General features: G+C 37.5%; 28 protein-coding genes. 9 read left to right on the top strand and 19 right to left on the bottom strand.

Features of this window, described 5'->3' with window-relative positions:
- Positions 1-3 precede the first annotated feature (3 nt).
- The gene (locus tag AA650_RS19170; protein WP_053540248.1) at positions 4-1,674 is read right to left on the bottom strand and encodes a bifunctional serine/threonine-protein kinase/formylglycine-generating enzyme family protein; all 1,671 of its coding nucleotides are present in this window, start codon (positions 1,672-1,674) and stop codon (positions 4-6) included.
- A 261-nt stretch (positions 1,675-1,935) separates the two neighbouring features.
- A complete protein-coding gene (locus tag AA650_RS19165; RefSeq protein ID WP_053540247.1) occupies positions 1,936-3,750 on the bottom strand; it encodes a proline--tRNA ligase in 1,815 nt (604 codons plus the stop codon).
- Between the two features lie 412 nt (positions 3,751-4,162).
- Between AA650_RS19165 and AA650_RS19160 the strand changes: the two genes are divergently transcribed.
- The gene (locus AA650_RS19160; protein ID WP_199924458.1) at positions 4,163-5,545 is read left to right on the top strand and encodes a 1-acyl-sn-glycerol-3-phosphate acyltransferase; all 1,383 of its coding nucleotides are present in this window, start codon (positions 4,163-4,165) and stop codon (positions 5,543-5,545) included.
- A 267-nt stretch (positions 5,546-5,812) separates the two neighbouring features.
- On the opposite strand, the gene AA650_RS28185 is transcribed toward AA650_RS19160, so the two are convergent.
- Positions 5,813-5,980 (bottom strand): hypothetical protein, encoded by a 168-nt coding sequence (locus AA650_RS28185; protein WP_199924299.1) that lies wholly within the window; start codon positions 5,978-5,980, stop codon positions 5,813-5,815.
- A 61-nt stretch (positions 5,981-6,041) separates the two neighbouring features.
- Here AA650_RS28185 and AA650_RS19155 point away from each other — a divergent pair, with 61 nt between their 5' ends.
- Positions 6,042-7,160, top strand: coding sequence for an RNA-guided endonuclease InsQ/TnpB family protein (locus tag AA650_RS19155; protein ID WP_199924298.1), 1,119 nt, complete (start codon positions 6,042-6,044; stop codon positions 7,158-7,160).
- Positions 7,161-7,743: 583 nt separating this feature from the next.
- Here the strand turns inward: AA650_RS19155 and AA650_RS19150 are convergent.
- The 8 genes from AA650_RS19150 to AA650_RS19115 form a co-directional block, all read right to left on the bottom strand.
- The gene (locus AA650_RS19150) at positions 7,744-8,286 is read right to left on the bottom strand and encodes a (2Fe-2S) ferredoxin domain-containing protein (protein WP_053540245.1); all 543 of its coding nucleotides are present in this window, start codon (positions 8,284-8,286) and stop codon (positions 7,744-7,746) included.
- A 162-nt stretch (positions 8,287-8,448) separates the two neighbouring features.
- Positions 8,449-8,652 (bottom strand): putative nitrogen fixation protein NifT, encoded by a 204-nt coding sequence (nifT, locus tag AA650_RS19145; protein ID WP_053540244.1) that lies wholly within the window; start codon positions 8,650-8,652, stop codon positions 8,449-8,451.
- Positions 8,627-8,914: a nitrogen fixation protein NifZ gene (locus AA650_RS19140; RefSeq protein WP_015078853.1), complete on the bottom strand. Its 288-nt coding sequence runs from the start codon at positions 8,912-8,914 to the stop codon at positions 8,627-8,629. The genes nifT and AA650_RS19140 overlap by 26 nt, the downstream gene beginning before the upstream one ends.
- Positions 8,904-10,034, bottom strand: coding sequence for a homocitrate synthase (gene nifV, locus AA650_RS19135; RefSeq protein ID WP_039201681.1), 1,131 nt, complete (start codon positions 10,032-10,034; stop codon positions 8,904-8,906). Before nifV ends, AA650_RS19140 begins: the two co-directional genes overlap by 11 nt.
- Positions 10,035-10,373: 339 nt before the next feature.
- Positions 10,374-10,580: a DUF2949 domain-containing protein gene (locus tag AA650_RS19130; protein ID WP_027404318.1), complete on the bottom strand. Its 207-nt coding sequence runs from the start codon at positions 10,578-10,580 to the stop codon at positions 10,374-10,376.
- A 269-nt stretch (positions 10,581-10,849) separates the two neighbouring features.
- Entirely contained in the window at positions 10,850-11,104 is a 255-nt protein-coding gene (locus AA650_RS19125) for an Asr1405/Asl0597 family protein (RefSeq protein WP_027404317.1), read from the bottom strand.
- Positions 11,105-11,132: 28 nt separating this feature from the next.
- Positions 11,133-11,864, bottom strand: coding sequence for a serine O-acetyltransferase (gene cysE, locus AA650_RS19120; RefSeq protein ID WP_053540243.1), 732 nt, complete (start codon positions 11,862-11,864; stop codon positions 11,133-11,135).
- A 567-nt stretch (positions 11,865-12,431) separates the two neighbouring features.
- Positions 12,432-12,872, bottom strand: a complete 441-nt coding sequence (locus tag AA650_RS19115; RefSeq protein WP_053540242.1) for a DUF2141 domain-containing protein — start codon at positions 12,870-12,872, stop codon at positions 12,432-12,434.
- Positions 12,873-14,657: 1,785 nt separating this feature from the next.
- Between AA650_RS19115 and nifB the strand changes: the two genes are divergently transcribed.
- The 6 genes from nifB to AA650_RS19085 all read left to right on the top strand — a co-directional run bounded on the left by nifB (position 14,658) and on the right by AA650_RS19085 (position 19,691).
- Positions 14,658-16,097: a nitrogenase cofactor biosynthesis protein NifB gene (nifB, locus tag AA650_RS19110; protein ID WP_039201673.1), complete on the top strand. Its 1,440-nt coding sequence runs from the start codon at positions 14,658-14,660 to the stop codon at positions 16,095-16,097.
- Positions 16,098-16,228: 131 nt separating this feature from the next.
- A complete protein-coding gene (locus tag AA650_RS19105) occupies positions 16,229-16,573 on the top strand; it encodes a DUF362 domain-containing protein (RefSeq protein ID WP_053540241.1) in 345 nt (114 codons plus the stop codon).
- A 164-nt stretch (positions 16,574-16,737) separates the two neighbouring features.
- A complete protein-coding gene (nifS, locus tag AA650_RS19100; RefSeq protein WP_053540240.1) occupies positions 16,738-18,003 on the top strand; it encodes a cysteine desulfurase NifS in 1,266 nt (421 codons plus the stop codon).
- Positions 18,004-18,097: 94 nt separating this feature from the next.
- A complete protein-coding gene (gene nifU, locus AA650_RS19095) occupies positions 18,098-18,997 on the top strand; it encodes a Fe-S cluster assembly protein NifU (protein ID WP_015081226.1) in 900 nt (299 codons plus the stop codon).
- Between the two features lie 216 nt (positions 18,998-19,213).
- Positions 19,214-19,396, top strand: a complete 183-nt coding sequence (locus AA650_RS19090) for an AAA family ATPase (RefSeq protein WP_053540239.1) — start codon at positions 19,214-19,216, stop codon at positions 19,394-19,396.
- A 70-nt stretch (positions 19,397-19,466) separates the two neighbouring features.
- Positions 19,467-19,691, top strand: coding sequence for a hypothetical protein (locus tag AA650_RS19085; protein ID WP_053540238.1), 225 nt, complete (start codon positions 19,467-19,469; stop codon positions 19,689-19,691).
- Positions 19,692-19,786: 95 nt separating this feature from the next.
- Here AA650_RS19085 and AA650_RS19080 read toward each other — a convergent pair whose 3' ends face one another.
- The 7 genes from AA650_RS19080 to AA650_RS19050 form a co-directional block, all read right to left on the bottom strand.
- Positions 19,787-20,335 (bottom strand): DUF5131 family protein, encoded by a 549-nt coding sequence (locus AA650_RS19080; RefSeq protein ID WP_053540237.1) that lies wholly within the window; start codon positions 20,333-20,335, stop codon positions 19,787-19,789.
- 238 nt (positions 20,336-20,573) lie between these two features.
- Positions 20,574-21,635, bottom strand: a complete 1,062-nt coding sequence (locus tag AA650_RS19075; RefSeq protein WP_053540236.1) for a hypothetical protein — start codon at positions 21,633-21,635, stop codon at positions 20,574-20,576.
- 697 nt (positions 21,636-22,332) lie between these two features.
- Positions 22,333-22,626: a hypothetical protein gene (locus tag AA650_RS19070; RefSeq protein WP_015080860.1), complete on the bottom strand. Its 294-nt coding sequence runs from the start codon at positions 22,624-22,626 to the stop codon at positions 22,333-22,335.
- An 82-nt stretch (positions 22,627-22,708) separates the two neighbouring features.
- Entirely contained in the window at positions 22,709-23,116 is a 408-nt protein-coding gene (locus AA650_RS19065; RefSeq protein ID WP_053540235.1) for a hypothetical protein, read from the bottom strand.
- 166 nt (positions 23,117-23,282) lie between these two features.
- Complete coding sequence (locus AA650_RS19060) at positions 23,283-23,669, bottom strand: DUF4326 domain-containing protein (RefSeq protein ID WP_053540234.1); 387 nt, start codon at positions 23,667-23,669, stop codon at positions 23,283-23,285.
- A 62-nt stretch (positions 23,670-23,731) separates the two neighbouring features.
- Positions 23,732-23,953, bottom strand: coding sequence for a hypothetical protein (locus AA650_RS19055; protein WP_053540233.1), 222 nt, complete (start codon positions 23,951-23,953; stop codon positions 23,732-23,734).
- Positions 23,954-24,126: 173 nt separating this feature from the next.
- Complete coding sequence (locus AA650_RS19050) at positions 24,127-24,489, bottom strand: hypothetical protein (protein WP_053540232.1); 363 nt, start codon at positions 24,487-24,489, stop codon at positions 24,127-24,129.
- A gap of 314 nt (positions 24,490-24,803) precedes the next feature.
- Here AA650_RS19050 and AA650_RS19045 point away from each other — a divergent pair, with 314 nt between their 5' ends.
- Positions 24,804-25,391, top strand: coding sequence for a DNA cytosine methyltransferase (locus tag AA650_RS19045; RefSeq protein WP_053540231.1), 588 nt, complete (start codon positions 24,804-24,806; stop codon positions 25,389-25,391).
- Between the two features lie 293 nt (positions 25,392-25,684).
- Here AA650_RS19045 and AA650_RS19035 read toward each other — a convergent pair whose 3' ends face one another.
- Entirely contained in the window at positions 25,685-26,272 is a 588-nt protein-coding gene (locus AA650_RS19035) for a Crp/Fnr family transcriptional regulator (protein WP_053540229.1), read from the bottom strand.
- Between the last annotated feature and the right edge of the window lie 117 nt (positions 26,273-26,389).

The raw sequence follows: 26,389 nt of genomic DNA, 5'->3' as shown, positions 1-26,389 counted from the left end.
GAATTAGGCAGAAGAACACGCGACTCGAAAACCACTACCGTAGTTACTGCCACCAGCAACTATGTAGTTACGATAGGCACAACGGCAGTTCCCAGCCTCTTGAAGCCAAGAACCACCGCGCAATATGCGTTTGCTATCGTTACCAGTCCAAGCACTACCGTCACTGGGTGCATTTGTATAGTCCTTATGCCAAGAATCTTCGCACCATTCCCATACATTACCGTGCATATTATATAAACCAAAGTTGTTAGGGGGAAATTCGCCTACATCTGTGGTCTGTTTGTATTTGTTATTATGATTAACTACATCTGTATTAATGGTTTCACCGAAGTAAAATGGAGTTGTAGTCTTGGCTCTACAGGCATATTCCCATTCAGACTCGCTAGGTAAGCGATACATCTTACCTGTGTGTTCCCCCAACCTAGCACAAAATTCCTGGGCATCTAACCATGATATTTTTTCTACTGGCAGATTTGCACCTTGGAAGTATGAGGGTTTAGGGTTTAAATCTATGTTTATTTTCGGTAAACTGGCGATTTTTTGCCATTGTGCTTGGGTAATTGGGTATTTTCCGATATAGAAAGGTGAAATTGTCACCTGATGTTGGGGTTTTTCATTTTTATATCCCTCTCCTTCTGGTGAACCCATAGAGAATGTGCCACCAGGAATACCGACCATTTCCAAAAATAAATTATTTCCTAAATTGTCTCTAAAAACTATGGGTTGTTTTGGGGAAACAATTGTTGTAGTAACTTGCCGGGAGTGATTAGGAGAAATGGTTATTGGTGAAACTTGCTGTGGTTGCAATACTGATAAAATTTCTGTTGCAGACTGAAAGCGATTTGAGGGTAGGTCTTGCAGCATTTTATCTAATATTATTTCTAAGTCATGATTCACAAATATATATTTTTTCCATATCCATTGCATGATTGTTAAATCAAATAGTAGATCAGTACCATCAGGTTTTTGGAAATATCCTGTTAATAATCGAATACAAGTTACAGCTAAACTATAAAGGTCGCTGTTGGGATAAACTATGCCGCGAAATTGTTCTGGTGGTGCATAACCAGGTGTACCTGTAACTGTTCCCAGTTTGGTGAGAACGTTGTTACCTACCTCTTTGGAAACTCCAAAATCAATTAGGAATAAAGCGCCTGTTTGCGAATGTTTAATAATATTTTCTGGTTTAATATCTCTATGAATTACTTTATTGTTATGAACAAATTGTAAAATATGTAATAATTCAATTAGGATTTTTTTTACTTCAAATTCGCTAATTTTCCCCTTTTGTCGCAGTTCGTTTAATAAATTTTGACCTTCGATAAATTCTTGAATTAGATACAGTCTGCCTTCTTGGGGAAAGAATGCGAGTAAATCTGGAATATGGGGATGTTTCCCTAAATCGTTGAGTCTGAATGCTTCTTGTTCAAATAGCTCTGTAGCTTTTTTGAGCGCAGCACTTCCTGATTGTTGGGTTAGAAATTGCTTAATAACGCAGCGGGTATCTAATCTTTGTTCGTCTACTGCTAAAAATGTCCGCCCAAAACCACCTTCACCAATAATGCGGATAGCGCGATACCGTTCTTTCAGCACTATTTGACTACCACAGGATTGACAAAGGATAGTTTTTGGTGGGTTTTGCTGTAGACACACGGGGTTAAGGCACTGACTCATAAATCCGGTTTGCAGTTAATTATCTCAGTATAATGATAGGATGAGTTTAGGTAAAAATTATTTTAATTGATTAAAATTTTTCTCTGTAATACTTAAATTTCTGATGATTTCATGAAATACAGGGGTTGTTGTTCTCATAAAATGCAATCTAGAGTGGGGAGACCCCACCCCTACGGATTTGAGACAAAAAACTGTACCTCATGACAGCAGGAAGGTTAATACTTCGACTGATTTAGTCTCACAATACCCACTTTACGAGAGTTAAAGTTCACTTTCTATTGTGTCTTTAATCCATTGTTGCAATGTATTGATAACTTCGTCAATGGCAATTTCTTGAGATTCACGGGTTGCGCGTTTGACTACTTCGACTTTACCATTTGTAATGGCTCTACCGGTGACGATTCTGAAGGGGATACCGATTAAATCTGCATCTTTGAATTTTACTCCTGCCCGTTCGTCTCTGTCATCTAATAAGGTTTCTATTCCTGCTTGGTTGAATTCTGTGTAAAGTTTTTCGGCAACGGCGATTTGTTGGGCATCTTTAATGTTAGGAATAGTGATGATGGCGTGATAGGGGGCGATCGCTACTGGCCAAATTATGCCATCTTTATCATAGGATTGTTCTACGGCTGATTGTGCTAACCGTGACACACCCACACCATAGCAACCCATGACTAAAGGCTTTTCTTCCCCTTGTTCGTTGGTATAAGTTGCACCCATCGCCTCAGAGTATTTTGTACCCAGTTGGAAGATATGACCGGCTTCGATGCCTCTAGCTGTTTGTAGGGTTTGGCTTGGGTCATGCAGGGAGCGATCGCCTAATTTAGCTTTACGAATATCTACGGTTAGTGTAGGTAGCTTAAATTGCTCACCCCAATTTGCGCCAACTACGTGAAAACCAGCTTCATTTGCACCAGTAACAAAGTTTTTTAACTCCACAGCGGTTTTATCAACCAACCGCATAAACTGAGAATTTACCTGTTTACTTTCCGCAATATAATCATCACTAAGATCAGGTGCTATGTAACCCAAAGGCAAAGATTTTGCTTGCCATGTTGCTTGAGCCTCAGCATTTGGTACAGTTAAAGTCAGAATAGTTTTAGCACCAAATTGAGGAGCTAACTTAGTTAATTCATTTTGTAATTTAACTTCATTAATTTCCTGATCTCCGCGAATATTTATCAAGACCAAAACAGTTAACCCGTTATCATAAACAATTTGATATAAAACGTTTTTGACAATTTGGGTAGGAGAACATTTCAATAAATTACAAACTTTGTTTATAGTTTCTGTTCCCGGAGTTTCTCGTTTTTCGTAAGTTGTAAAAGGTGAAGTTTCCGCATCTGCTGGTAAAGAAACTGCCTTCTCTACGTTTGCGGCATATTTACCATCTTCAGTGTAGAGAACTTCATCCTCTCCTGCTTCTGCTAAGACCATAAATTCTGTAGAACCAGAACCACCAATAGCCCCAGAATCAGCTTCCACAGCCCGAAAAGCCAAACCAGAACGCCGCAACATATTACTATAAGCAGTGTACATTTCCTGGTAAGTTTTTTTCAAACTTTCTTCATCAGCATGGAAAGAATAACCATCTTTCATGATAAATTCTCGTCCGCGCATTAAACCAAACCGGGGACGAATTTCATCACGAAACTTAGTTTGAATTTGATATAAATGGACAGGTAATTGACGATGGGAACGAATCATATCACGGGCAACTGTGGTAATTACTTCTTCGTGAGTTGGTCCTAGTCCTAATTGTTGTTCTCTTCTATCCACAAGAGAAAACATAATTCCCTCAGCCTTAGTATAGGTGTCCCAGCGTCCCGATTCTTGCCATAATTCCGCAGGTTGTAACTGTGGTAATAAACATTCTTGTGCGCCGGTAGCATTCATTTCTTCCCGGACAATTTGGGAAACCTTTTGCAAAACCCGCCACATTAGGGGAAGATAAGCATAAATCCCACCACCAATGCGACGGATATAACCAGCGCGGAGTAATAATTTATGACTGGGTATTTCCGCATCAGCCGGATCATCCCGCAGTGTAACAAATAACATTTGTGATAATCGCATTGTTTTTACCTTTACTTGCTAATTTTGTCAATTATTGAAGATTAACCTATGTCACGCGATTTTGGATTGATGATTTTGGATTTTGGATTAACTCCACCCCCAAGTGTAGAACTTGAAAATTTGGGATTTGGGATTTACGTTAGCGAAGCGTACGCAGCGCAGCGAGTATTTTTCCATCCTCAAGGACGGGACTTGTAGCAAATTTTTTGAATCTAAAATCCAAAATCTAAAATTCCCGGTCATACCTAAAGATGAAGCTGCATAGAATAAGATTTCCAGAATAATTAACCGCAGATGAACGCAGATAAACGCAGATAAATATGATTGATTGTTATTCTGTGCAGCCTCACATAAAATTGGTATCACCTGTCACTTGTTATAACTTGAGGAGATAATTACTGTGTCTGAAGCAATGTATCAAGCACAACCACCTTTAGAATTTATTCCGCCAGCTTTTAACCCTTTGTTGTTAAAGTTGGTACATTTTGTGCTACCTAACTGGATTCGCTGGAAAACACCTATTAGCAACATTGAAGCAGAAAATGTTGAAGTTTTGGCGGATTGTTATCAGCGGTTTCAAGATGGTAAAATCCGGTTTATGTTGGCGTTTCGTCATCCTCAAACAGCAGACCCTCTTTGTTTAACTTATTTACTGTCCCAAATCTTGCCTAAAGTAGCACAAGTTGGGGGTACACAGCTACAATATCCGCTTCATGCTCATTTTATCTATGATCGGGGCATTCCTCTCTGGGCTGGTTCTCAAGTTGGTTGGGTAATTTCCCATTTGGGGGGAACTCCGATTCAACGCGGTAAAGCTGATTGGACTGGGTTGCGTTCGGTGCGTGATTTGTATGCTAATGGTCAGTTTCCGATGGCTGCTGCGCCAGAAGGTGCTACAAATGGTTTATCGGAGATTATTAGTCCCTTAGAACCGGGTATCGCACAGATGGGTTTTTGGTGTGCGGAAGATTTACAAAAAGCAGGAAGAGATGAGGAAGTTTTAATTTTACCAATTGGCATTAAATATAGTTATGTTAATCAGCCTTGGGATAATATAGCAAATTTGTTAACTGAATTAGAAGCGGCTAGTGGTTTGTCTGTGAATCAGGATCAAACTGAGGCTAATTTTACTGCGCTTTATCCCCGATTGTTGGGTTTGGCGGAACATTTATTATCGGTAATGGAGCAATTTTACACTAAGTTTTATCATCAAACATTACCAGATGAGAAAATTACTAATGGAGAAATTACAGATAGAAATGAAGCGTTAGCTTATCGGTTACAATCTGTGATGAATATTGCTTTATTTATTGCTGAACAATATTTTGATTTGCCATCTAGGGGGAATTGGAATGATAGATGTAGAAGGGTGGAACAAGCTGGTTGGAATTATATATTTAGGGAAGATTTTAAGGATATTAAATCATTATCACTCATTGAGAAAAGTTTGGGAGATAGAGTTGCTGAAGAGGCATATTTTCGGATGTGGCACATGAGATTGGTTGAGAGTTTTGTGGCTGTTTCTGGGATGTATATCCGCGAAAAACCAACGGTGGAAAGATTTGCAGAAATGACTTTACTTTTATGGGATATGGTTAATAAAATTAAGGGAAATATTTCTTTAAATCGTCCACAATTGGGTAAGCAGCAGGTGAGAATAACTGTGGGTGAACCCATTTCTATTTCTCAACGTTATGCGGTTTATAAAGGTAGTCGCGTCGCTGCTAGACAATCGGTGGCTGAGTTGACGACTGATTTACAACAGGTTTTGGAGGGTTTGGTGGAGAAGGGATGATAAATAAATTGTCTCACGCAAAGGCGCAAAGGCGCAAAGGAAGGAAGAAATACAGAAATTAAAAGTGTGATTTAAATCCCCAACTTCAATAGTTGAGGATTTGGGTTAGTTATTTGGCGCTATTTTTTAATTCGTTCCAGGCTTTGACAACTTTATCTAGTTTGTTTGGTATTTGAGATTGCGAGATGTCATTATATTGGGTTGTGGCTTTTTGACTGGTTAGGGGTAGGAACAGCTTGATAATTTCTCCCCATAACTATCCATATATTACTGTTTGTCCAAGTCTTCAATTAGTTGATCAACAAATTCCCTTAACCGTTGCTGCCAATCAGGGACGGTTTTAATTTTTTCTCTGACCCCAGGCAACACCTTAAACTGCAAAGGTGATTTATCGTACGCTACTTGATTTTGTGGTTTAAATTTAGTTTTAGGCATTGCTAAATCCTAGAGTATCGAGTATACTAAATATTGTAACACAACATTGAAGGTCGAATCAATGCTTTTATCATTCAAAACCGCGTTAATTCCAAATAACGGACAGGTTACAGCTTTTCGTAAAGCATCTGGAGTAGCTAGACACGCTTACAACTGGGCAAATGCTCAAGTTATAGATATCTTAGTTACTCAAAAAGAAGGCGAAAAACTTAAATTACCATCAGCGATTGACCTGCATAAAAAGTTAGTTGCTGAGGTAAAATCTGAGCATATTTGGTATTACGAAGTTAATAAAAATGTTCCTCAGAAGGCGTTAGCTGATTTACGCCAGGCTTGGGATAGGTGTTTCAAAAAAACATCAAAACAACCACGATTCAAGAGAAAAGGACAACACGATTCTTTCTATTTAGAATCAGGAACTAAGGCGAAACCAGCGATTAAAAATGATGGTAAAAGAATTAAATTACCGTCAATTGGCTGGGTACGTTTAGCAGAACCTTTACCGATTACAGCAACTCATAATTGCGTGATTTCTAGACAGGCTGATAAATGGTTTATTTCTGTCAAGTACGAGATTGAAAAACCTCCTATACTTGCAGATAGACCGACCATCGGCGTTGACGTAGGAATAAAGGAGTTAGCAGTTTGCAGTAATGGTGAAATATTCAAAAACCCCAAAGCCTACCGCCGGATGAGTAAACGCATGAAACGTTTACAGCGTAGCGTTACCCAGAAGGTCAAGGGGTCTAATAATCGTAAAAAAGCTGTGAGAAAATTGGCTAAATTACACGCCAAAGTTTCTAATATTCGCAAGGATTCTATTCACAAATTAACCTACTATCTAGCTAAAAACCACAGCATAATTAAGATAGAAGATTTGCACGTTAAGGCATTTTTGAAGAACCACAAATTAGCAGGTGCAATTGCAGATTGTGGGATGTATGAATTTCAAAGGCAATTAGAGTACAAAACTGAGAAATTCGGGAGTGAACTAATCCTTGTGGATAGGTTCTTTCCTAGTTCCCAAATATGCTCTAACTGCGGTAATCATCGTCATAAAATGCCATTAAAAAACCGCGTTTATATTTGTCCTGATTGCGGACATACAGAGGATCGTGACCTCAACGCCGCTAAAAACATTGACCGATGGTTTGCGGATATTTTTATCCCTGTAGCGTAGCGGTTCTTTTTAGGAACTACGGTCAGAAACGGTAAGTTCTACCGAGATAGCCTGTGGAGCGGACAAACCTCTTAGAAGTCATTCTAAGACCGTGATTAAACAGGAAATAAGCACTAAGGTTATCGCTGTCCAGATGTGTCTAGACTTTGGTAATTTTGGGTAAGTTTTATAGAACGGTATAGGTGATATAATCTGCTGAACCTGGAGGTGCTGGGAAACTCAATTTGTTGAATTGTTCAAATTTGTCTTCGGTTAATGATTTTTCGGCGTTGCTGAATTGAGGTATAAAATTCCCAAATTGAACCTTTAAACCTCAAACCTCAGTGCGTCTTTGCGCCTTTGCGTGAGACTAAAATTCATACCCTTAATCAGCAACGCCGGAATTTTAAAGCCTAAAAAAGCAGCAATGTTGAGTCATTTGGATACTTTGCGTCAGGAATGGGAAAGATGAGATGTGTTTATGATACTAGTATTTTTATCTACTATCTAGCCGAAGTCGAGGCAGAGCCTCTGTGATAGCATTCCCAGTCAGAGACTGGGAACGAGATAATTCAAGCAAGATAGTATACTTTGTGACGCTACATCAACCACTTAAATGATTCTCTAGCAAAGATGCGATCGCCTCTGGCTGAACTTTCTTGTATTGTTTTTTACCTAACATTAAAACACAATTGGGGGCGCTGCTACAGCGTTTTTGACAATCGGTATGTTCAATAGTTACTTTATCAGATAAACCGCGATCGCCTAAAGTTTTTTCTAAGTCTGACAATAACCCCTTTCCACCCCGTTTCAGACAACCAGATTTTTGACAAACCATAATTTTGGCTTTGGGTTGCGGAAGGAAATTTTCCAGCACACAAAAACCAATGGCTTGAATTTGATAAAGTTGCAGTTTGAGTTTATTGTTACGGAGATTTAATTTACTAATAGCATCTATGCGAATTTGTTCACCAGGAACTAAGGATAAACCTAGCGAACAACGTAAATTTTTCGGAATTTTTAGTTTGATATTTCCCCCAGGAACTGCTAACTGTAAATGTTTACATTTCCCAGCATCTTTACCCACAAACCCTAAAAACTGTCCTTCAATATTCAATTCCGATAAGGTCAAATATTTTTCACCCATTTGCGATAACCCAATTTTTTCAAGAGAAAATAATCAACCCCACATTACCAATTGATAATTAATTCATGTCCCCCTCCTCGCTTGCGGGGAGGGGTTAGGGGTGGGGTTTGTATCTCACTCAATCGAGAACCATAGTTAACGATTGACGGCTGAATTCTGACGTTAAGAAAGACGTTTAGCTTCCACTGTTACTGGTAAACGACTTTTATCGGGAAATTCACTAAATTCTAGTTCCCAACCATTAGTTAAAGTGAGAATTTTACCTGCTTCACCATCTCTTTCTTTGACTACTTCTTCTTCTAAATCTTTTTTAGGGACGTAGACAACTAAAGTACCAGCATCATTCATTCGGAGCATTACTTTCATGTGTTTCCTCAGCAGATTCTAGTTCTCTTTTTCGACAACCGATGATGTACCCTGTTTCCAAAAAATGTACAGCATAGATATAATAAGCTTGCAAAAATGTGCCAATGCTGGAGACATAACCAACATCACCAATTTTTGCTAAAACTTCCCCAATTTCTCTACCGGGAAAAGTTCCATCGTTTTTGATTAGTTTCTTAACTCGAACTTTTTGACCAATTTCAAAAATGGGTTGCGAGTCCAGTTCTATTTCATCACGTTGCATGGGAATACCTTTTTTCGCTGACTAAATTTAATAATTCTTCTGTAGTGAGACTGCGTTTTTTGAGGATTGATTGCTGACGGACTACATCTAAAATAGCTTGGGTTTCTTGAGAATCGAGAAAGATGCCATGCTGTTCTAAGAGATTAGATAATGAATGCCGACCAGAATGTTTACCTATGACTAAACGCCGTTCCCAACCCACATCTTCAGGAGCATAAGGTTCATAAGTAACGGGGTTTTGCAGAACACCATGAGCATGAATACCAGACTCATGAGCAAAGGTATTTTCACCCACAATTGCTTTCCAAGGTTGAACATTAGCACCGGAGGCTTTAGCGACTAATTGAGATAGTTTTAACAAGTGTTGAGTTTGAATTCCTAAGTCAACACCGTAAATACATTTTAGAGCCATGATTACTTCTTCTAAAGCGGCATTTCCGGCTCTTTCTCCTAGTCCATTAACGGTAGTATTTACAGATACAGCACCAGCTTTGATTCCGGCTAAGGCGTTAGCAGTTGCTAGTCCAAAATCATTATGGGTGTGAATCTCAATAGGAATTGATAGAGTTGATACTAAATGCTTAACTTTAAGGTGAGTTCGGAAGGGATCAAGTACCCCAACTGTATCACAAAACCGAAAACGTGATGCTCCCCATTCTTGCGATAACATGGCAACATCTTGGAGAAAGTTTTCGTCGGCTCTAGAAGAATCTTCACCACCAACTGATACCCAAAGACCTTGATCTAAGGCGAAGCTAATACAGTCTTTGAGCTTTTGTAAACTTACTCGCCATTGTCCATGAAATTTAGCGGCAATTTGCACTCCAGACACAGGAATAGCAATATGTACTCGCTCTAGTCCACAGGCTATAGAAGCTTTTATATCTGATAATACAGCGCGATTCCAACCTAATAGTTTAGCGTTTAAATCTAAGTTACGAATGGCAACAATGGCGCGAATTTCTTCTTCTCCCATTGCCGGAATTCCCACCTCTAATTCATGGACACCAATGGTATCGAGGAATTGAGCGATCGCTACTTTTTCTTCTAAGTTAAAAGCAACACCCGCTGCCTGTTCCCCATCACGTAATGTCGTATCATTAATCATGATTTGATACATTTTCAAAGTCCCTCTAGCGGAGTTTTTTGTAATATCCTTGTTCGCTACAATTCTTCATAGTGGTAGATGGCTAATGAATTGTTAATTGAGCGAATAAATCATGATTCATGATTTACGATCCTTAATTATTAACTAAATATTGCTGTTGCATCTGTATGACAAGAAACAAAAAATAAGTATAATTTAGCCAATATTTTTTGTGGTATTATTTGTGGATTTCGTTAATAGCCAATAACCCATACAAATATTAGTAAATCCTGTAAAAAATAACATACTCATGCCAGCAATCAAACTAGTAATCATAATTATTACCTCTTATGTTTACTGGTAATTTTTCATCTACCTCAATTCAGGATGTTCTGCAAGCCAATCAAAAATTCTGTCTAGTTGTTGCAAATCCACTAAACCATATTGCCAAAGCAGCATCGGTAAAGGTCCATGATTGAACTCAGGATGTCGTGTTGCTACAGCAATATCAGCCTGGGAAAGTGCCAGTTCTTTTTGGAGAAATTGCAGTAACTTCCTATCAATACGATTAATTACCATAATTGGACATTGACAATTGAAATCAACATAAGGTACAAGTTATTCCCATCAGCAATTACTAATTTTTTAGTTTTAGTAACCTGGGTGAACCTTAGCTTATGTGAATTATCTGGAATATGCAAGATAGTTTGTGAGTGAATAATGACTTGAGATCAATCAGACTTGCATTAAAAATTAACCTCTGATATGCTTTGGATTAGACAGGGCTAGAATTATTAATTGTTATCAGTCGTACTAATCAAAAAAAACATGATTGTTTCCAGCAATCTTTACTCAACACCGTTGCACAAACAATTCTCTAACCATGTCACCAATTGATGACGAGAAGCAAAAAATTGCATCAATGTACTACGAACAAGAATCGCTTCTTCTAGGTTATTAACTTGCACGCGCAAAGACCCATCCGGGGGACAGGAACAGGAAATCATCAACTCTTGCAACCGATGATAAATACACCATCTATCACCTAAAGGAACTTGCAAAATTTGTTCACCGACAGTTAAAAAGTTACAATTTGGTGACATCAGTAATTCACAATTTATGGAGTTAACTTTATTGATCATCTTGGTGATGATTAGTGAGAGTTTGGACTTGTTGTTCTAACTGCTCAATCCGCGAGAGTAAAGAACGAATCACACCTGCCTCTATATCGGGTAATTTGCCATGTTCTAAGGGGGAAATGGGGTTACTAGACTTAGGAGCGATAATCCGGCCAGGAATGCCCACCACAGTGGCATCTGGAGGCACATCACGCAAGACAATTGACCCTGCACCAATACGGACGCGATCGCTAATTTGAATATTTCCTAATACTTTTGCACCTGCACCGACAACAACATTACTACCCAATGTCGGATGACGTTTACCGCTTTCTTTGCCAGTTCCTCCCAATGTTACACCCTGATAAATGAGTGTATAATCTCCCACAATGGCAGTTTCACCAATGACAACACCCATGCCATGATCAATAAATACACCCTTACCAATTTTTGCTCCTGGATGAATTTCAACACCTGTGAAAAATCGTCCCCAATGAGAAATCAACCGGGGAATAAAACTCACATTGTGGATATGTAACCAATGTGCAAGACGATGTAAACACAGAGCATGAAAGCCGGGGTAACAAAATATGACCTCTAACCAATTACGTGCTGCTGGATCACGCTCAAAAATAATCCGAAAATCACTGATTAATGGTTCTAAAAAAAATCTAAAACCTTCATGTTTACGTAGCTTTGTATTTACAGTCTCAGTCTTAATGATCCTGTTTAATGACTGGTGCATTGGTATTGTTAGGTGAAAAAATCCTGTACTGTTTTCATGCTTATATCAGATAACTTCCAAACAGACAGAATTAGCAACGCAGATTAGATTTATTAAATTTATTAAGCTTGTACTCAATATGTTTAACTGCCTATTTAACAGAACTTTACATTTTCTCTTGGGGTAGGGGTACTAGCTTTTGATCACAGGGGTACTGGTATTTTCAGATCAGGGATGCAGCTTTTTTGTACTCACCAGAAACCTCTTAACCTGTAGGACTTTACAGCTATTTAGGCAAGATATTCTTCCATATATTTAGTTGTACTCATTTCCTGATAAACACTGTTTTGATGACAGTAAATATAGATTTTATGTATTACCTACTACTATTATTATTTTATTATTTTGGTAGTGGAAAGGTGGATTTCTTTATTTTATTTTCGGATTTGTTTGCTGTATGTGGGGATACAAAATTGTAAGAATTCAGGTGAGGCGATAAGATCCCCGACTTCTTTGATTCATTCTGTCCATAAATAATAAATCAATGTTAGAAGTCGGGGATCTGGGTATGAACGATTGCTATATCAATCAAGAACCAAAGAAATATTTCATCTTAATCTTAATATCAGTAGTAGTTTTAGATACAGCAACAGCCGAATCATTAAACTTAGGCGGTCCGGTGAAAACCTCTGGATTATTAGAAAACCCAAAACCTTCTATGGGCGCACCAAAAGAACCAGTATCGAGATTACCATTTTCATTGGCATCATGAATTAATCCAACAGCATAACTACCCGCTCTCAAGTTATCGAAAGTCAGTTTTTGAGATATTTTTGTGATCTTGATACATTGGGATTGTAAAGCATTTTTACTATCACTAGGAAATCCCTGACTTTTATCAAAAAGCGTAGCACAAATTTGTCCAGATTTGTTTCTGAGTCCCTCTACTTCAATTGTCAGACTACTATTCAACTCTGCCTTAGCATTAGCTAAAAAGAGTAAATTTCCCAATATAGGGAGTAGTAACATTAGCCCCAGACTTGATGTTTTATGCAACGCAATCTTTAACTTTTTCTTCACTAATTTACCCTCTATTAAATAGGACTAATATTTTACCTAGCCATATTATCAAGTTAGATTTTCTGAATTACCTAACAGACACTTTTGTAAATATAACAGAAAGTAACGAAATGTCAAAAATCAATAACTAAATCTGCATTCAGCAACTTTACCGAATCCAAATTTTGAGAACTACAAACATCCGTCACGTCAGCTACAGAGATATCTGTATACTAATCCGATAAGTCTATTTAAGCTTACACTACGTAGAAATAAATTAAAGCTAGTAAGGTAACAGTATCCGCTTCATAATTATCATCAAGATGGATAACAAGGGAGTATCCCAAATATGCAAATTTACCCAAAATATAGAATCCATGCGGCTGGAAGTCACGACTACACAGGCAAAACCCACCTGCGTGGGTTTTACAGCGATTTCCAATCATATAAGGTACATCTTAGCCCCCTCATCGCTTGCGGGGAGGGGGTTGGGGGTGGGGTTCTTGTTCCGGGTTTGATGACAATTTGCTGTAAATTTCCCTAGTCCCAGTCAGCAATTCTCATTTTAAGGTTTCATGACATTTAAACCCTTACATTCATAGGGTTTTACAATTCTTAACAAATCCGGGGATAGCGAAGCGCTGCTGCAAGCAGTTCGCTGAAATGGCGCAAACTCGTTTCAAAATGAGAATTGCTGAGTCCCAGTAGGCGGACTTTGTTTGTAAGTAATTGGACAAAAATATTTACAGTCATTGCGAGCGAAGGGAAGCAATCACAACTCTTGCGATTGCTTCATTTCACTTCGTTCCATATGGCTAACGCCACGCTGCGCTAACGCAATGACATTGTGTAATTAATTCTGTCTCACTACTTATAGCCGTGATTTCCAATCGCCAGCTTATTTCTGCAAAATTGGGATGCTCCCGATAATAATAGCTTTGATCACATTTTTCCTAATGTGCTTTGTTTACTATATTTATAGCGTAGTGATGGGGGAGAGTTCATGGCTAACATAATTGTCAATATCATCAAAAAATAATGATCAAAAAATTAAATCTTTTGCAAATCATCTGCATTAATATAGATGGTGTAATTAGGCTGTATTTATTGTATAGCAAGCAATACAGCTATAAAAATATCATTAACAATCAAAAACTTAAAAAAATATAAATTGCATTTTTACTCTAAAAAAAAATGATAGGTTGTATACAGAATTGAATTTCGCACGTATCTGGAGTAATCGGGTTGATTTTACTCCAGTTTTTTAACCTCAAATCTCTGAATAACAAGAGTTTCTAGGAGAATTTGCAGGAAAGTTGAGTACAGTCAAATATCAAGAAAATTCGCTAAAAATATAGCCAAAACCCTTGCAGGTATTGAGTTTGAGATGAGTACAAAGAAATCCTGAACCCCTAACTATAAATACTCGTACCCCTAACTATAAATACTCGTACCCCTACCCGAAAAAATCTTTTTTAATTTTTGTATCGTTGCAATGCAAGGATTTAAGGATTTGAGTACAAACATAATAAATCCAATAAGTTCTATCCTGGTGTAAACCAAGGAGGGCAAAAAAAAGGGCTGCTATAAATCATTTATCGCCAATCACTTAACGCTCCTTAACAAAACCAAGTTAGTAGTCAAAAGTGAGTGGAGGGATGAGATTAGCACCATGTCTAAAATAATTTAGGTATTGGCAGTAGTAAAAGCATCTCCCACAGTGGCTCTCAAGTCCACCTCCAACAGCGAAATTCAATGACACTACCTGCTACAGATATTCTCACCTCCGACTTTCAGAATGCCATTATCACCCCCGCTACATCTGCTGCTTGCGGTTGCGACAGCACCACAACTCCAGAAATGGACGAAAAACTCATAGAACGCATTTCTAAACACCCTTGCTATAGTGAAGAGGCTCATCATCACTATGCACGGATGCACGTTGCCGTCGCTCCAGCTTGCAATATTCAATGTAACTATTGTAACCGCAAGTATGACTGCGCTAACGAAAGTCGTCCTGGAGTAGTGAGTGAATTACTCACACCGGAAGAAGCTGCACATAAAGTGTTAGTAATTGCCGGAAAAATTCCCCAAATGACTGTATTGGGAGTTGCCGGTCCTGGTGATCCTTTGGCTAATCCAGAAAAAACTTTTCGGACTTTTGAATTAATTGCAGACAAAGCACCAGATATTAAATTGTGCTTATCCACAAACGGTTTGATGCTGACAGAACATATTGATCGCATCAAACAATTAAATATAGATCACGTTACTATTACCCTTAATACCATTGACCCCGAAATAGGCGCACAAATCTATTCTTGGGTTCACTATAAACGCAAGCGTTACAGAGGGGTAGAAGGAGCAAAAATTCTCCTAGAAAAGCAGTTGGAAGGATTGCAAGCTCTCAAGGAAGCTGATATCTTATGCAAAGTTAATTCCGTGATGATTCCGGGAATTAATGATCAACATTTGGTAGAAGTTAATAAGGCTATTCGTGAGAGAGGCGCATTCTTACATAACATTATGCCGCTAATTTCTGCACCAGAACATGGGACTCATTTTGGTTTAACTGGTCAACGTGGACCAACAGGAAAAGAACTGAAGGAAGTCCAAGACAATTGCTCTGGTAACATGAAAATGATGCGCCACTGTCGCCAGTGTCGAGCCGATGCGGTAGGATTATTAGGAGAAGACCGTAGCCAAGAATTTACTAAAGATAAGTTCATGGAAATGGCTCCAGAATATAACTTTGAAACTCGTCAAGAAGTTCACGAAGGGATTGAGAAATTTAGAGAAGAAATTAAGGCTGCCAAAGATAAAGCATCAACTGGCAAAAAATCTGCTAATAGTCCTAAAATCTTAGTTGCAGTAGCAACAAAAGGTGGTGGATTAGTTAACCAACACTTCGGACACGCGAAGGAATTTCAAGTGTATGAAGTTGATGGCAATGAAGTTCGTTTTGTTAGTCACCGCAAGATTGATCAATATTGTCAAGGTGGTTACAGCGAAGAAGCTACCGCAGACAATATAATGAAGGCAATTGCAGATTGTAAAGCAGTCTTGGTATCAAAAATAGGCAATTGTCCCAAGGAAAAATTAGAAGCAGCAGGAATAAAAACTGTTGAAGCCTATGATGTAATTGAAAAGATTGCTTTAGAATTTTACGAGCAATATGTTCAGGCTAATGGGTAATTGGTAATAGGTCATAGGTCATAGGTAATATTGTTCCAATCACTAATCACCAATCACCAATCACCAATCACCAATCACCAATCACCTATTACCTATTACCTCTTCACCAATTCCCACAAAGGTAAATAATCATGGCTTACGAAATTACTAGCCAGTGTATTTCCTGCAAGTTGTGTTTATCTGTTTGTCCTACCGGTGCAATTCAAGAAGTTGACGGTAATTACTGGATTGACTCGGAACTTTGCACAAATTGCGCTGGTAGTATTCACACCGTACCTCAATGTAAAGCCAGTTGTCCTACTGTTGATGGTTGCATTAAACAACCTAGTGATTATTGGGAAAGTTGGTTTGCTACTTACAACCGTGTGAGAGCAAAGTTAACCAATAAGCAAGACTATTGGGAGAATTGGTATAAATCTTATTCCCAAAAGATTGCCCAACAATTGCAAAAGCATCAAGGACAAATAGTTATATAGGTGACAGGTAACAGTTAAGAGGAAATAGGGAATATTTATATTGATCTTTCTTCTGAATTTCTGACTCCTGTAAGGGCGAAGCATTGGGAAAATAGTCTTGGACAAAACCGATAATTTATCGCCCGAATGCTTCGCCCCTACTTTATACTTTTATATGGAAAATCATGCAAAATAATTGTATCTATCTTGATAATAATGCCACCACTAAAATAGATCCTCAAGTTGTTGAGGCAATGATGCCTTATTTGACGGACTATTATGCTAATCCTTCTAGTATGCACACTTTTGGTGGACAACTTGGGAAAGCTGTAAAAATAGCTAGAGAACAAGTTGCTGCTTTACTGGGAGCAGACGAATCAGAAATTGTTTTTACCAGTTGCGGAACTGAGGGCGATAATGCTGCTATTCATGCTGCTTTATTAGCTCAACCTGAAAAACGTCATATCATCACTTCCCAAGTAGAACATCCGGCAGTTTTAAATGTCTGCAAACAATTAGAATCTAAAGGTTATCAAGTTACCTATTTGTCGGTAGATTCTCATGGACAAATGGATTTGAGTGAGTTAGAAGCTGCTCTAACTGGTAATACTGCTTTGGTAACAATGATGTATGCCAATAATGAAACCGGCACGATATTTCCAATTGAAGAAATTGGTGCTATGGTTAAGGAATACGGCGCTCTCTTCCACGTTGATGCAGTGCAAGCGGTAGGCAAAATACCCTTGAATATGAAGACCAGCACCATAGATATGTTAACTATATCTGGTCACAAAATTCATGCTCCTAAAGGTATTGGTGCTTTGTATGTGAGACGTGGGGTTCGTTTCCGTCCTCTCTTAGTTGGTGGACATCAAGAACGAGGACGCAGAGGCGGTACAGAGAACGTTCCGGGAATTATTGCTCTTGGCAAAGCTGCGGAATTAGAACTGTTACATTTAGAAGAAGTATCTCAGAGATTAACAAAGTTGCGCGATTATTTGGAAAAATCTCTTCTAGCTAAAATTCCTAATTGTGAAGTAAATGGTGATATCAAACATAGATTACCAAATACTACAAATATCGGGTTCAAATATATTGAAGGTGAGGCAATTTTGCTCTCTTTAAATAAGTACGGTATTTGTGCTTCTTCTGGTTCTGCTTGTACTTCTGGTTCTCTTGAACCTTCTCATGTTTTACGGGCAATGGGTTTACCCTACACTACTTTACATGGGTCAATTCGCTTCAGTCTTTCTCGCTACACAACCGAAGCTGAAATTGATCAAGTAATAGCAGTAATGCCGGAAATTGTTGACCGTCTTCGAGCTTTATCTCCCTTCAAAAATGATAACGCCGATTGGTTACAACAACAATCCGTAGGGGCGAAGCATTCGGATGATCAATTATCGGTTTCTCCCAAAGGCTTTTCTCCGAATGCTTCGCCCGTACATTAGTCATTAGTCAGTTGCCAGTAGTAAGTAAAAACTGACTGCTGACTAATCAAAAATTACGAATCACCAATCTAAAATCCAAAATCTAAAATTAACTATGTGGGACTACACTGATAAAGTATTAGAGTTATTTTACGATCCCAAAAACCAGGGTGCTATTGAAGAAACTGGCGAAGCTGGTGTGAAACTGGCAACTGGTGAAGTGGGAAGTATTGCTTGTGGTGATGCTTTAAGATTACATTTGAAAGTTGAAGAAGCAACAGATAAAATTCTCGATGCTCGGTTTCAAACTTTCGGTTGTACCAGTGCGATCGCATCTTCGAGTGCTTTAACTGAAATGGTCAAAGGTTTGACTTTAGATGAAGCTTTGGGAGTGACAAATAAGGAAATTGCTGATTATTTAGGTGGTTTACCTGAAGCTAAAATGCACTGTTCTGTTATGGGTCAAGAGGCTTTAGAAGCTGCCATTTATAATTATCGTGGCATTCCTTTAGAGGCACATGACGATGAAGAAGGTGTCCTCATCTGTAGCTGTTTCGGAATAACTGATGCTAAGATCAAGAAAGCAGTTGCACAAAACAATCTCTTCAGTGCAGAGCAAGTAACAAATTATGTAAAAGCTGGTGGCGGATGCGGTTCTTGTTTAACGAAGATTGATGATATAATAAGAGAAGTAAAGCAGGAAGCCGCCAACAAAAATCTCTACAGCTACAAGGCAAAAGCTAAAACAGAAATTCCCAGTTCAGAGCCACAAAAACCATTAACTACAGTTCAAAAAATTGCTCTGATTCAAAAAGTATTAGATGAAGAAGTCCGACCTGTTTTAATCGCCGATGGGGGAGATGTAGAACTTTATGATGTCGAAGGCGATAAGATTAAAGTCATTCTTAAAGGTGCTTGCGGTTCATGTTCTAGCAGCACTGCTACTTTAAAGATTGCGATTGAAGCGAGATTACGCGATCGCATCAGTAAAGAAATTATTGTCGAAGCAGTTTAGAAAAAAACAGCTAATGGTAAGGGTTTACGCCGTAAACCCCTACAACTGACAAAGAAAAAAATCCTTACAACCTCATAAATACTATGAACACCACTCGATTTTCTGTAGAGCGATCGCCTCCATAGATAGCGACGTTCTACAAACGCTCACCGCCGTAGAACTTGGCCGTGAGAACCAACAAAACCACCAATCAACTAATTCTAGGAAACACGAACAATGACTGAAGAAAAAATTAGACAGATAGCTTTCTACGGCAAGGGCGGTATCGGTAAATCTACCACTTCTCAAAATACTTTAGCCGCTATGGCTGAAATGGGTCAACGCATTATGATCGTAGGTTGCGATCCTAAAGCTGACTCTACTCGTTTTAACAATTTGGACACCTCTCACAGCCACTGAGATTTACGCTTACCGCGAACTCCTGTAATCCTGTAATATAGATATCGTCGGTACTAGAGAAACGACAGCTATGAACCCTATTTTGCAACAAATTCAACACCATGCCGCCGCTCTAGAACAAAAAGCACGAGAGAAAACGCCTATCACTTCAAACCAAGTAAGGCGCGAAGGTTTGGCGCAAGCATTGGCGCAGGCGGTGGCGTTAAATCCTTTTGCAGAAATTGCTGATCCAGTTGTTTGGCAGCGTGAACAACGTCAAGATCGCAATTTATTCGGGAGAGACGATGCTGATTGATAGCAATTTGATTATTTATGCTACTCAGCCGCCATATTTTATTTGTATTCTTTGAGTTGCAACTTTTGCAGTTATTCAACCTTTGATTATCTTGATTAGACATTTGGAAACTCCCTAATTTGTAAATCTTCTGGAAATTCAGATAAAATTCCACCTTTTTTATCGCTGATTTTATAGGGTTGGTTATTCAATATCGGTTTAGCACCAAGTTGTTTGATAAATGGAGGAATGTTGGCTTTTTGGCATTGATTCAGCAGCGAACGTAAATGTTCAAGATGAGTAGTTCTAGCATTTGCCCCTGACTCTCCCCCTAATATGACCCAATATAGTCTGGGAGCGCATTGATCACAAATTGCCGCACCACATACAGGATAAGCATCAACACCGTATAGTTGACTTTTTTCCTTTCCGCAACCATCACAGATACCCGCACCAATGAACTCGCTTAACCATTCTGATAAATCAATGTCTTCCAGAACCGGTTCACAACTGAGAAACCGAATCTTCGCAGGGGTTTTCAGTAGATAATAAACGTCTTCAGCGTCTTTCTGTGTGCAAACTGAATACCCCAACCACAGATGATCAAATGGTAACTTGAGTTCCGTTTCCTCTAAGAATCTGCAACGCCAATTACAGGTGATCAAGATTTGTTGATTCTTTATCCTTATCGGGGAATATTACCAATTTTAAGCCCGTCGGATTTTGTTAGGGGTGATGTTGACTGAAAAGTACCTTTAAAAGGTTAATTTTTAGACGGATAGAATATGTAAATCAGCAACAGTAGGATATGTTAGCGTAACGCATAAATATTACAAATTAATCATAATTAAAAGTAAAAAGGTGCGTTAAGTAACACACCTTACAGTATCGTCAATGGTGCTTTTATTTAAATTTTAAAAATTTATCATATTGTTCGCTGTTAATAGCATTAGGCAAATAAAGACACTCATCAATAAATTCATTAACAGCATTAATATAACTACGTAATTCACTAACTCTGTCTAATAAATGTTGTCCTTCTCCTTGAATTTTTAACACCTCTATGTTTTTGTCGAATTTTTGAAGATTTTCAAGGTTTAATAAGTGTACTTCTTGGCGCATCTTATGCTCTCTTAGGTTGTTCAATTTTGATTTTAATTGTTTTAATTTTGGTGTAAGAATACTTTTGTTGATGTCAACTAATTTATCATAATCAGAGAAAATGGTAATATATTGAGGGCAGGGTTCATTTCTAATACGTTTTTTAAAATCCATAAAATCTTCGATTAAGGTATCAAGACTCATTACTAATTTTTCACTATTGCTTGGCTTTCTAAAAACACTAACTTGGCTAGAAAACTTCTTTAATACTTCTAGTTTTTCTGTCTTAGAAGATACACTTAATTCAGCTTCAAACATAATCTTATTGACTGCCGCATTGATTTCTCCATAAGTATTAACTTGATCTCGTTTTTTAACGTCAAAAATTTGTATTAATGCCGTATATTCTGCACCTGTTTTAAACCCAATAATAAATTCATCTCCAAATTTTTTTCTAAACTCTCCAGAATCAGAGGAGCTATTTAAAATATTATTAGCTTCAACTGACAATCTGGGGTTTATTAATCTGTATGCAGTATTGAATAACTGATATTTCAATAAAATATAAAGATTTTCTTCTTCTACCTGATTTACACTAAAATGCTCTCCCCTCATGCTAGCGGCTATTGACAATGGACCGAAACTTCCTTTTCCAGAAACGGAACCAGAAATATTAAACTGTTCTGCAAGCATTTTTTGATCTTTTATATATTTAAAATCAAACATATCTTGCGCTTGCATCTTCTGCGATTGTTCTTCATTCTTACTTGTATCTATTGCAGAATTTGGGCAGAGTTTTTCTTGCAAAGAATCAAAACCCATACCCAACATTTCTCCTAAGTTTAAAAATTCTCTTTCTTGCATAATAAATAAATTGCTGTTTAACAACCCCCAGGAAAACGGATTTATACGGGAATTTTGTCACAAGAACTCAATAAAAAACGGAAAATATCAGAAAAAATGGGATAAAAGTCGGCTATAATGCCTCAAATACTTATCTTGTATAGTTTCAATGGATGTAAACGATGTGTTACAATTTGTGGATCGATTAATGGTTGAAGACGGCTCAATTACATATCTGCTAAAGGTTTACTGAGGCCAATCTCTATTCCTGTGAGTCGTGATTTTTGGGCGATCGCTGGTTGATTTTTTGCGGAATTGCGATATAAATGTTATGCTTAACGTAATATATAACACTTGCCTATGCCTCAAAAATATAAAGACCTATTCAAAAACTTAAATCCGTAGTTTTCTCTGTTTCCTGTTTTGCTATTTCAGAATCAAAAAACAAATCTTGATTTTCTCTAACTAAAAAAAAGAGCCGGGATTTCTCCCAGCCCAAAACCTGAAAAGAGGCGATTTCTTACCAATTTCTCTACAATGTTGTAAAATTTCTTGTTGTTGAGATTCGGAAAGATATTGTTGTAGATGTAGCATAAAGATGTCCTAAAAAAATAAACTAAATTCTCTTAGCGGTAGCTGCAATATCGTAAAGAATTTAGTAATTCATTAAAAAAAAGCCTTAATTCCTATAGGAATCAGAGCTATTAAAAATCAGAATCTATATTGTTGCTAAAATCTGACCAATTTTGTCATAGATTTCATTGTCAGAAATGCTTCTAAATTCTCTGTTTTTAACGTAATAATTACCATCAAAAATCATACATTTATCGTGATAATACAAAAATATGTATTTATCGGGATAACATGATACTAATTGTTCTAAATGTGGTTTGATCACTTCATTGAAATATTTAGTATTTTCTGCTAATTTTCTGAATGCTGCTTGAACAGGTGTTTCACCAGGTTTTCTATCAATCGGCTGTTGTTTAAATTTTCTTACGAACTTGACCATTATTTTTCTCCAGTTGTAATTAACAAAAAAGCTTCTAACCTCATATAGAGATTAGAAGCTATCAAATCAATCAATCAAATATTTAGTATGGAGGATACCCATATTCATCATCTCCATCTTCACTTTCTTTAAAGCCATTCGTTTGACTAGTCTCATAACCAAACTCTCTAGCTTTCTTAGCTGCTACTCGTTCTTGAATTAGTTTCTTCTCAGAATAATGTTCTGATCTGACACTTAATAATTCATCAACGGTAAAACCTAACTCTTGGATAAATTCAATCAATTCATCTAAAGATTTATCGTGAATTGGATCTATTTTCCATTCATCACCAAATTCTGTATTATAACCTTCTAAGCCACGTTTATAATTAGGATTATCAAGCTTATGCTGTTCCCAACTCATAACTCGAATAGCATCCAATAAAGTTAAACGTTGCTTTTCAATAACTTGAACTTCTTGTTGAGATTTTGTGACAAATTTAATAGCCATGATGAAACTCCTAAAAGAAAATAAAATGAAAGAAAAAAGAAAAGGAATCAATTGACTCCCAAAATCTCTTCGCGGTAGCGTCCATATTCAATAAAATGCTGAAATAAATATTCAATAAAATTCCTAGTAGCACTCACAATAATTTGCAAATGCTACCAAAATAAAATCACTTATAATACTCGCTATACGCCTGTTTAAACCAATCTTGCTGAATTATCCAATTCACACACCTAATAATTCCATCACCATGACATTGTAAAGGACTACACCAACAAGTAAAGATTATATTTACACCCTCAAGAACTTTAAAAATTATGTCTCTGAGAGCGATTGTTGTTTCATCAAGTATTCCCTCATTCATCCAAAGTTTAACTTTGTCGTACAAATATTTATCGAACATTTTACAACTTTCAAATCTTTCTTTCTCGCTGCTAAGTTTAAATGGATTATGTAAAGGACTTTCTTGTAAACCATAAAACTTATTAGCTCTACCAATATAAATTTTATCTTGACCAATAAAACCATCGCGTTTACCATTGATTACTTTAATCATAATTCATTTTATTTTATTAATTCAATCACTGCCAGAATTAACTAGCAGTAGTGTTACATTATCTATTCATCTTTATCATTTAGATGATTAGAAATTACTCTCACAAGACTGTCGATATTTGATTGATTAAGCATTTTATTCTTAACTATCAAATCAAATACATAAATTAACTGCATGGGGTTTAATTGTTTGAGCTTTTTAACAACATCACTCCAAACACCATTAATGATTTTATTTGACAATTCTTCAGCAAAATACCAAGCTTCTGATGCTTCAATATACATTTGATTCACCTCTTGTCTAAACTAAATTATTCAGAATTTCGTTGTTTGGTAAAAAATTACAAACTCATTGTTTCTCACTTCTAAACAAATCACAAACTAAAAGCGGTAGCAAAGAAAAATCATGTTTTTAGTTGGTGTTACTAAAAAATCAATAACACCAACTTGTTTTGTTATTACATCTGCACTAATTCAAAAACTGACTCAGCTATTAAACCTCTAACTTTTATCTCCAATGGAAAGCTAGAATGTTTAACACGCTTGGCTTCTCTGGGAGTTCCGTCGTCACCTTCAAAATACCCATTATTCAATGCAACCCATTCAGCAAAGTGTTGATATTCTGAATAAGATTTTAACCCGATATAGGTGATAAAGCTCTTGAATCCAGAATTAGAATCAGGCGATTCCTGCCAGTGAAAGCGATTACTGAAAGTTCCTACAATTGTAATGCGATCGCTCAACTTAACTACTGTATAATTCCCATGAGGTGAAACACTTTTTATTTCACCTTCAATTCCTGCAAAAATGATTCTGTTCATGATAAAATATTCCTAGTTGTTACTTTCGGGAATAGTATAAATTCAACTATTTACTTGCAATTTATTTGGCTCGCTTTTTAGCGGTATATACAAAACTTTCTAATTCTAGCTGGATATAAATTGCAGACTGTTCAAGAGAATCGCTAGGATATTTTGCGGATAAGTTTCTGATTTTCTCCAAGATTTATGCAACATCATTTTCAAGCATCTTCAACATATTACTATCCATCGGTGGTTCAACTGATTTAACTAATTCCATGGCTCTAAACAACAACAGCAAACTCTAAAGGCGGTAGCACAGAAATGATTTTGCTATGATTACCTGTATTGATTACTTCGCTGGAATTGGTGCGTGGGAATTAGCTGCTGAAATTCCTGAACAAATTTATGATTATCAGGTTTTCACAACTTACCAATTTGTAGAGATTCTTCCTTCTGCTCAACAAGTATTACGTTCACACTATCCACTAATTCCTATTCACTCTGAGATTAAAACTTACACACCGCCACAAAATATAGATGTCTACTTCGTTTCCCACCCATGCACAGGCACATCTAACGCAGGTAAAAGAACCGGACTTGCACACCCAGAGTCAAACTTATGGTTTGAAGCCCTCCGGTGTATCTGCCTTGGCAAGCCCAAATTTGTCGTTATTGAGAACCCTGAAGGATTTATCCATAGAGGATTACGAGCGTGCCTTGGAGGACTCAGAATGGCAGGATACTCTACAGAAGTTGAAATTATCTCAGCGTCAGAGTTTGGAGCGCCGCACCTTCGTAAAAGGGTATTCGTTGTTGCCCACACTAACCACTTATCCTTGCAGCAACGGGAAGGGTGGAAATGCTGGAGCGAACAAATTGGAGAGGACATTGAAACAACAAGGTCGTTTGGAGAGCGATAGCGAAGCGCTGCTGCAAGCAGTTCGCAAGCTTTCAGTCAAAGCAGCACTGTGGAAGATGGGGTTCCCATCTGGTTATCTGGATTGTCTTATTCAGGGTGGTGGAAAAAGAATAACCCCCCATTAGATTGTGGAGTTCCTAGAAACACGCCGGGACGTAGGGAAGCAATTAATTTAATTGGTCGTTCAATTGTGCCGTTGCAAGCAGCAATTCCTTTGATAAGAGTAAAGTTTTTAGCAAGTCTATGAATGGGCGATTACCTCCTTCGCAGAGTTATTTTTTGGTATTTTCCAAATTAAATTTCGTAATACCAAATATCCTCTTGTCTCACGATAATTCGATGCAGGGGAAGTCTATCAATCAATCCCTCCTGTTCCAATTGTCCCAGCAGACGAGTGATAGTTACACGAGTAGAACTGATCAGTGCTGCTAAATCTTCATGAGTTAGACGCATATCAATTAAACGCCCTTGTTCTACTTCTGAGCCAAATTTTTTGGATAACCATCCTAATAGTTGAATCAGCATAGTCTCTACTTTTTTATGGCTGCGAATCACCATTAATTCTTCCGCTTGTTGAATGTGATACAGCAAAGTTTCTGTGAGTTGATGCCAATCATCCACAGGTAAAACAGTGGCTTCTACTGTGGTTAAACATTCCATCCGATAGAGTTTTATTTTCGAGAGAACTTCACCAACCACATCTCCCGGACCCCATAATCCCAAAGCTACTGTTGTACCGTCTTCTAGATAAGTGTATGTCATCACAAAACCGCTTTCTATTTGCCACACAGCATTTTTTTTAACGGGCAATAGCGATCGCCTGGTGAAAATCTTTGGAGTATTGTTAGTAGATGATTGAATTAAACCTGTGTATAATGACATCAGCGTATATATTACTAATTTCCGATGTAGTAACCGTAGTATACATTATTCTTGATTTAAAAAATATTGTATTAAGATATTTTCCCGAAAATATTCAGCAATTTTGAGAATCTTGCA

The organism is Anabaena sp. WA102 (assembly GCF_001277295.1).
GTDB classification, from domain to species: domain Bacteria; phylum Cyanobacteriota; class Cyanobacteriia; order Cyanobacteriales; family Nostocaceae; genus Dolichospermum; species Dolichospermum heterosporum.
This window is presented reverse-complemented; position numbering and strand designations above follow the sequence as displayed.

What these genes read in the sequence shown, in the direction of transcription:
- nifB (WP_039201673.1), top strand. Translation starts at nt 14,658, where the DNA reads ATGACACTACCTGCTACAGATATTCTCACCTCCGACTTTCAGAATGCC.
- AA650_RS19035 (WP_053540229.1), bottom strand. Translation starts at nt 26,272, where the DNA reads ATGTCATTATACACAGGTTTAATTCAATCATCTACTAACAATACTCCA.
- AA650_RS19045 (WP_053540231.1), top strand. Translation starts at nt 24,804, where the DNA reads ATGATTACCTGTATTGATTACTTCGCTGGAATTGGTGCGTGGGAATTA.
- AA650_RS19125 (WP_027404317.1), bottom strand. Translation starts at nt 11,104, where the DNA reads ATGTCACCAAATTGTAACTTTTTAACTGTCGGTGAACAAATTTTGCAA.
- nifS (WP_053540240.1), top strand. Translation starts at nt 16,738, where the DNA reads ATGCAAAATAATTGTATCTATCTTGATAATAATGCCACCACTAAAATA.
- AA650_RS19065 (WP_053540235.1), bottom strand. Translation starts at nt 23,116, where the DNA reads ATGGCTATTAAATTTGTCACAAAATCTCAACAAGAAGTTCAAGTTATT.
- AA650_RS19160 (WP_199924458.1), top strand. Translation starts at nt 4,163, where the DNA reads ATGTATCAAGCACAACCACCTTTAGAATTTATTCCGCCAGCTTTTAAC.
- AA650_RS19165 (WP_053540247.1), bottom strand. Translation starts at nt 3,750, where the DNA reads ATGCGATTATCACAAATGTTATTTGTTACACTGCGGGATGATCCGGCT.
- AA650_RS19055 (WP_053540233.1), bottom strand. Translation starts at nt 23,953, where the DNA reads ATGTATATTGAAGCATCAGAAGCTTGGTATTTTGCTGAAGAATTGTCA.
- cysE (WP_053540243.1), bottom strand. Translation starts at nt 11,864, where the DNA reads ATGCACCAGTCATTAAACAGGATCATTAAGACTGAGACTGTAAATACA.
- nifV (WP_039201681.1), bottom strand. Translation starts at nt 10,034, where the DNA reads ATGTATCAAATCATGATTAATGATACGACATTACGTGATGGGGAACAG.
- AA650_RS19050 (WP_053540232.1), bottom strand. Translation starts at nt 24,489, where the DNA reads ATGAACAGAATCATTTTTGCAGGAATTGAAGGTGAAATAAAAAGTGTT.
- AA650_RS19115 (WP_053540242.1), bottom strand. Translation starts at nt 12,872, where the DNA reads ATGTTACTACTCCCTATATTGGGAAATTTACTCTTTTTAGCTAATGCT.
- AA650_RS19105 (WP_053540241.1), top strand. Translation starts at nt 16,229, where the DNA reads ATGGCTTACGAAATTACTAGCCAGTGTATTTCCTGCAAGTTGTGTTTA.
- AA650_RS28185 (WP_199924299.1), bottom strand. Translation starts at nt 5,980, where the DNA reads ATGCCTAAAACTAAATTTAAACCACAAAATCAAGTAGCGTACGATAAA.
- AA650_RS19170 (WP_053540248.1), bottom strand. Translation starts at nt 1,674, where the DNA reads ATGAGTCAGTGCCTTAACCCCGTGTGTCTACAGCAAAACCCACCAAAA.
- AA650_RS19075 (WP_053540236.1), bottom strand. Translation starts at nt 21,635, where the DNA reads ATGCAAGAAAGAGAATTTTTAAACTTAGGAGAAATGTTGGGTATGGGT.
- AA650_RS19140 (WP_015078853.1), bottom strand. Translation starts at nt 8,914, where the DNA reads ATGCAACGTGATGAAATAGAACTGGACTCGCAACCCATTTTTGAAATT.
- AA650_RS19150 (WP_053540245.1), bottom strand. Translation starts at nt 8,286, where the DNA reads ATGGGTGAAAAATATTTGACCTTATCGGAATTGAATATTGAAGGACAG.
- nifU (WP_015081226.1), top strand. Translation starts at nt 18,098, where the DNA reads ATGTGGGACTACACTGATAAAGTATTAGAGTTATTTTACGATCCCAAA.
- AA650_RS19060 (WP_053540234.1), bottom strand. Translation starts at nt 23,669, where the DNA reads ATGATTAAAGTAATCAATGGTAAACGCGATGGTTTTATTGGTCAAGAT.
- AA650_RS19085 (WP_053540238.1), top strand. Translation starts at nt 19,467, where the DNA reads ATGAACCCTATTTTGCAACAAATTCAACACCATGCCGCCGCTCTAGAA.
- AA650_RS19130 (WP_027404318.1), bottom strand. Translation starts at nt 10,580, where the DNA reads ATGGTAATTAATCGTATTGATAGGAAGTTACTGCAATTTCTCCAAAAA.
- AA650_RS19090 (WP_053540239.1), top strand. Translation starts at nt 19,214, where the DNA reads ATGACTGAAGAAAAAATTAGACAGATAGCTTTCTACGGCAAGGGCGGT.
- AA650_RS19155 (WP_199924298.1), top strand. Translation starts at nt 6,042, where the DNA reads ATGCTTTTATCATTCAAAACCGCGTTAATTCCAAATAACGGACAGGTT.
- nifT (WP_053540244.1), bottom strand. Translation starts at nt 8,652, where the DNA reads ATGAAAGTAATGCTCCGAATGAATGATGCTGGTACTTTAGTTGTCTAC.
- AA650_RS19070 (WP_015080860.1), bottom strand. Translation starts at nt 22,626, where the DNA reads ATGGTCAAGTTCGTAAGAAAATTTAAACAACAGCCGATTGATAGAAAA.